At 62.0% G+C, this 5456-nt stretch carries 5 protein-coding genes; 4 read left to right on the top strand and 1 reads right to left on the bottom strand.

Annotation, left to right across the window (positions count from 1 at the left end; translation table 11 throughout):
- Nucleotides 1–118 precede the first annotated feature (118 nt).
- A complete protein-coding gene (locus AC1D1P_RS13295) occupies nucleotides 119–910 on the top strand; it encodes a TOBE domain-containing protein (RefSeq protein ID WP_477671002.1) in 792 nt (263 codons plus the stop codon).
- A gap of 3 nt (nucleotides 911–913) precedes the next feature.
- Here AC1D1P_RS13295 and AC1D1P_RS13290 read toward each other — a convergent pair whose 3' ends face one another.
- Nucleotides 914–1048: a hypothetical protein gene (locus AC1D1P_RS13290; RefSeq protein WP_477673307.1), complete on the bottom strand. Its 135-nt coding sequence runs from the start codon at nucleotides 1046–1048 to the stop codon at nucleotides 914–916.
- A gap of 141 nt (nucleotides 1049–1189) precedes the next feature.
- Between AC1D1P_RS13290 and ahpC the strand changes: the two genes are divergently transcribed.
- From ahpC to AC1D1P_RS13275, 3 genes are all read left to right on the top strand, one after another.
- Nucleotides 1190–1753 carry an alkyl hydroperoxide reductase subunit C gene (gene ahpC / locus AC1D1P_RS13285; protein WP_477671003.1) on the top strand — a complete coding sequence of 188 codons (564 nt, stop codon included), beginning with the start codon at nucleotides 1190–1192 and terminating at the stop codon, nucleotides 1751–1753.
- A gap of 111 nt (nucleotides 1754–1864) precedes the next feature.
- Complete coding sequence (ahpF, locus tag AC1D1P_RS13280; RefSeq protein WP_477673306.1) at nucleotides 1865–3436, top strand: alkyl hydroperoxide reductase subunit F; 1572 nt, start codon at nucleotides 1865–1867, stop codon at nucleotides 3434–3436.
- Nucleotides 3437–3731: 295 nt separating this feature from the next.
- A partial coding sequence (locus AC1D1P_RS13275; protein WP_477673305.1) for a TonB-dependent siderophore receptor occupies nucleotides 3732–5456 on the top strand: 1725 nt, incomplete at its 3' end.

Genomic DNA, 5456 nt, shown 5'->3' with positions numbered 1-5456 from the left:
CTGGTGATGAAAGCTGGGGAGATGACAGGGACGAAGGCGAAGATGCGTTTTGAAAGAAAGTCACTCCTGTCGATTCGCTATTCTATTTTAGAATAGCGGTATCTGTCTCGAGGCTCCCATGAAAAAAGCCGCCAATTCCTCGCCCGCCGCATCCTCCTTCGCAAGCGCCTTCAGCCATGAACCGGCCGACAAGCGCATCGAGATCCTGCGCCTGGTCGGCGAAAGCGGCTCGATCTCGCAGGCAGCGCGGCAAGCCAAGGTCAGCTACAAGGCCGCCTGGCAAGCCATCGACACCTTGACCAACCTGGCCGGTGTGGCGCTGGTGGAGCGCGCTGTGGGCGGGTCGGGCGGCGGCGGCGCCACCCTGACGCCGGCGGGCCATAAGCTGCTGGCAGTGGCAGGTCTTTTGAACGACTCCCGCAGCAAGGTGCTGTCCGCCTTCAAGTCCGATGAACTGCTGCTGCCACGCGCGCTACCGGTACTGTCCAACATGAGCGTACGCACCAGCATGCGCAACCAGTTGCCCTGCCAGGTTGAGAAGATCGAGGTGCACGGCCAGATGGCGCGTGTGCACCTGAGGCTGGCTGGTGAGGCACTGCTGGTTTCGCGCATCACCAAAGCCAGCGCGGAACTGCTGGGCTTGCAGAAAGGGCAAACGGTACTGGCCCTGTGCAAGGCTACGGCGGTGGCCGTGCGTGAGCCGGCGGTTCCCGCACGACCAGAGGTTTGCGTATTGAGCGGCCGTGCGGTTCGGATCAGCCGCGGCGCCACGGGCGACGAAGTGTCGATGCAACTAGACGGAGGCCTGCAGCTGGTCGGCTTTGCGCCTGCCGGCAGCAGCCTCAAAGTTCGCTCCCCGGTACAGGCCCTGGTCGACGAATCAGCCCTCGTAATTGCCCTTTCGGCCTGATCGTCAGGCCGGCGCTTCAAAAAGGTATTGGCGCTGCAATGCCATACCGTCCTGCTGCTCTACCGCGTGAGCCGTCACACCCCACACGTTCCGGATGCACAAAGGCGTCAGCACGTCGGTCGTAGCGGCGAATAACAAGAATGGACAGTCAAAATCCGCCGCATCGCGCCTATTCGATAAATAGTTAATATCTATCGATATACTATATTTAAAAGAGTTATACTATCGTCTCAAAAGCATTTTTACCCGTTCTTTAACCCAGCATAGGAAGCCATCTAGATGTCCCTGATCAATACCCAAGTCCAGCCTTTCAAAACCCAAGCCTTCCTCAATGGCAAGTTCATCGACGTTTCAGACGAATCGCTGAAGGGCAAATGGTCGGTCCTGATCTTCATGCCGGCTGCGTTCACCTTCAACTGCCCTACCGAGGTCGAAGATGCTGCCGACAACTACGCCGAATTCCAGAAAGCCGGTGCTGAGGTCTACATCGTGACCACCGACACGCATTTCTCGCACAAGGTGTGGCACGAAACCTCCCCTGCTGTCGGCAAGGCCAGGTTCCCGCTGGTGGGCGACCCGACCCACACGCTGACCAAAGCCTTTGACGTGTTCATCCCTGAAGAAGGCCTGGCGCTGCGCGGCACCTTTGTGATCAACCCCGAAGGCGTCATCAAGACTGCTGAAGTGCACTCCAACGAGATCGCACGTGACGTCAAGGAAACCCTGCGCAAGCTGAAGGCAGCCCAGTACACCGCCGCTCACCCCGGCCAGGTCTGCCCTGCCAAGTGGAACGAAGGCGCCAAGACGATCGCCCCGTCCATCGACCTCGTCGGCAAGATCTAAGAACAGGTCTAACGCCCTGCAGCCTTCCTGACGAAGGCCCGGGCCCCGGCACACGCGTGTGTGCCGTCCCGGGCTTTTTTGTTCCTCATTGAAATTGAAAGTGACACTGCCATGCTCGACGACGCCACCAAAGCCCAACTGAAAAGCTATCTCGAACGCGCCACTGCGCCCATCGAAATCGTCGCTTCGCTCGACGGCAGCGAGGCTTCGGGTGAAGTACTGTCGCTGCTGAAAGATGTGGCCGAGTCTTCGCCCCTGGTCAAACTGACCGAAAGCCGCGACGACCCGCACCGCAAGCCCTCGTTTTCGATCAACCGCCCCGGTGAAAACCACGGCCCGCGTTTTGCCGGCCTGCCCATGGGTCATGAATTCACCTCGCTGATCCTGGCACTGCTGCAGATTGGCGGCTACCCGCCCAAAGTAGAGCAACCCGTGCTCGAGCAGATCCGCGCGCTCGACGGCGATTTCGACTTCGAGGTCTATGTCTCGCTGACCTGCCACAACTGCCCCGACGTGGTCCAGGCGCTGAACCTGATGGCGGTGCAGAACCCCCGCATCAAGACCACGATGATCGAAGGCGGCACCTTCCAGGACGAAGTGAAAGAGCGCGAGATCATGGGCGTGCCCACGGTCTTCCTCAACGGAACCATGTTCGGAAACGGCCGCATGAGCCTGGAGGAAATCCTGGCCAAGATCGACACCAGCGGCGTCGAACGTGAAGCCAAGATCATCGACAAAAAGGAAGCCTTCGACGTGCTGATCGTCGGCGGCGGCCCGGCCGGCGCGGCAGCGGCCGTGTATGCCGCGCGCAAGGGCATCCGCACCGGTGTGGCGTCCGAGCGTTTCGGCGGCCAGGTACTGGACACCCTGGGCATCGAGAATTTCATCTCCATCAAGGAAACCGAAGGCCCCAAATTTGCCCACGCGCTGGAAGAGCACGTGCGCAACTACGACGTGGACATCATGAACCTGCAGCGCGCCAAGGCGCTGGTACCGAACAGCGGGCCGGACAAAAACCTGATCGAAGTGCAGCTCGAAAGCGGCGCCTCGCTCAGGAGCAAGTCCATCGTGATTTCGACCGGTGCACGCTGGCGCAACATCAATGTTCCCGGCGAGCATGAGTTCAAGAACAAGGGCGTGGCCTACTGCCCGCACTGCGACGGCCCGCTCTTCAAGGGCAAGCGCGTGGCGGTGATCGGCGGCGGCAACTCGGGCGTCGAGGCGGCGATCGACCTGGCCGGCATTGTCGGCCATGTGACGCTGATCGAATTCGACACGGCACTGCGCGCCGACGCCGTGCTGCAGCGCAAGCTGAACAGCCTGCAGAACGTGACGGTGTTCACCAACGCGCAGACGACCGAAATCACCGGCGACCAGAAAGTCAATGGCCTGGTCTACAAGGACCGCGCCAGCGGCGAGCTGAAAACCGTCGAGCTTGAAGGTGTGTTCATCCAGATCGGCCTGGTGCCCAACACCGACTGGCTCAAGGGCGTGGTGGACCTGTCCAAACACGGCGAGATCATCGTCGACGCCAAGGGCCAGACCTCGGTACCCGGCGTGTTTGCTGCGGGTGACGTGACGACCGTGCCCTTCAAGCAGATCATCATCGCGGCCGGTGAAGGCGCGAAGGCGGCGCTCAGCGCGTTTGACTACCTGATCCGCAGCCCCATCACTGTGCAGTGATGCAGTGATGGGATACCCGAAAAGGCCGTCCTCTCCGGGCGGCCTTTTTTTGCGCGGTTTTTCACCGGAATTCCCCTGGGGCTTGCAAGGACCAAGATGAGAATTACTCTCATCTAGTGGTATAGTTCGCAGCGCCCTACTCGCTAGCCAAACAACCCGGCCGCCTTCTCGTGCTGCCAGGCGTAGCAAGCCAACAACCCGCCCACCGGCCCCCTGAAATTTCGTCACCTATCGTGGCGTCAGGGGCTGCTGTGCGCACGCCAGTTCCCTGGCGATCCTCCCCAGGAGTTTTGACTTGCTCACCTCGCATCCGCCGCACGCCGCGCGCCACCTTGCACCGTTCGCCATCCTTTCTCTGATCGCCGCGCTTCAAGGCGCATATGCCCAGACAGCGGCCGAGACAACCCTTCGCGAAGTGCAGGTGCGCTCCGACCAGGAGAAAGAGACCGCCACCGGCCCGGTGATCGGCTACCGCGCCAAAAGGGCTTCTACCGCGACCAAGACCGACACGCTGCTGTCCGAAACGCCGCAGGCCGTGACCGTCATCACCAGCCAGCAGATTACCGACCAGGGTGCCAACAACCTGCAGGACGCCCTGGGCTACGCCGCCGGCGTGCGCTCCGATGCCTATGGACTGGATTCACGAACCGACTCGGTGCGTGTGCGCGGCGCCAGCCCGGACAACTACCTGGACGGCCTGCGTGAAGCCTACGGCTACTACACCAGCCGCACACGCGCAGACCCTTACACGCTGGAGCGCCTGGAGGTACTGCGCGGCCCGTCGGGCATGCTGTTCGGCGCGGGCACGGCGGCCGGCGTCATCAACATGGTCAGCAAAAGGCCGCAAACCGAAACCCAGCGCGAAGTGGGCGTGCAGTTCGGCAGCAACGGCCGCAAGCAGCTCCAGCTCGACCTGACCGGCCCGCTGACGGAAGATGGTGAATGGCTGTACCGGCTGGTCGCACTCAAACGCAGCTCCAACACGCAGGTTGACTTCGTACCCGACGACCGCAGCCTGATCGCGCCGTCGCTCACCTGGCGGCCCAATGCTGCCACCTCGCTCACGTTGCAGGCACTGTGGCAAAAAGACAAGAGCGGCTCAACCTCGCAGTTCTTTCCCTGGGAAGGCACGCTGCTGCCCAACCCGAACGGCCAGTTGCCGACCAGCCGCTTCATCGGTGAACCGGGCGACTACTACGACTCCGAGCGCAAATCCATCGGCTGGCTGTTTGAGCACAAGTTCAACGACACCTGGACGGTGCGCCAGAACTTTCGCCACGCCACCAACGAGAACGACAACCGCTACCACTACGGCGACTTCTTCACCAGCCCCGGCAGTTGGGGGTCTGACCCGGTGACCAAGCGGCGCTTGGGCCGCATCAACGACAGCTCGCTCACACGCAACCGCATCACCGCGCTGGACAACCACGCCGAGGGCCATTTCACCACCGGCGCGCTCAAGCACACGCTGCTGGTGGGCGCGGACTTTGCGCGCCACAGCGAGAACACCTGGGCGGGCGCCACGGTCAGTGATATCGACGCCTACGCGCCCATCTACGGCAACCTGCTCATCCCCGTACGCGCGGCCCTGCCTGGCACCACGCAACGGCAAACAGGCCTGTATCTGCAGGACCAGATGAAGCTGGACAACTGGATCGTGACGACGGGCCTTCGCCATGACAAGTCCGTGTCGGGCGCCGAAGGCCGCCCTGATGAAGAAACCTCGGCCACCACCAGGCGCCTGGGCCTGATGTATGCCCACCCCTCGGGCTGGTCGCCCTATGTGGGCTACAGCGAATCCTTCACCCCGCAGGCCGCCATCAAGGGTCAACTCTTCACGCCGCTGCGCGGTGAGCAATGGGAACTGGGCCTGAAATACGAGCCGGCGGGCCGCGCACTGGCTTATAGTGCCGCGCTCTACGACCTGCGCGAGAAAAACCAGATTGCCTCGCCGCTGCCCAATGTCTACACCCAGGTTGGCGCCACGCGCACCAAAGGGCTGGAGCTGGAAGTCAAGGGC

The sequence above is a fragment of the Polaromonas sp. P1_E1_2 genome (assembly GCF_056406035.1).
The sequence above is the reverse complement of the archived record's forward strand: the minus strand, read 5'-3'. Positions and strand labels throughout refer to the sequence as shown.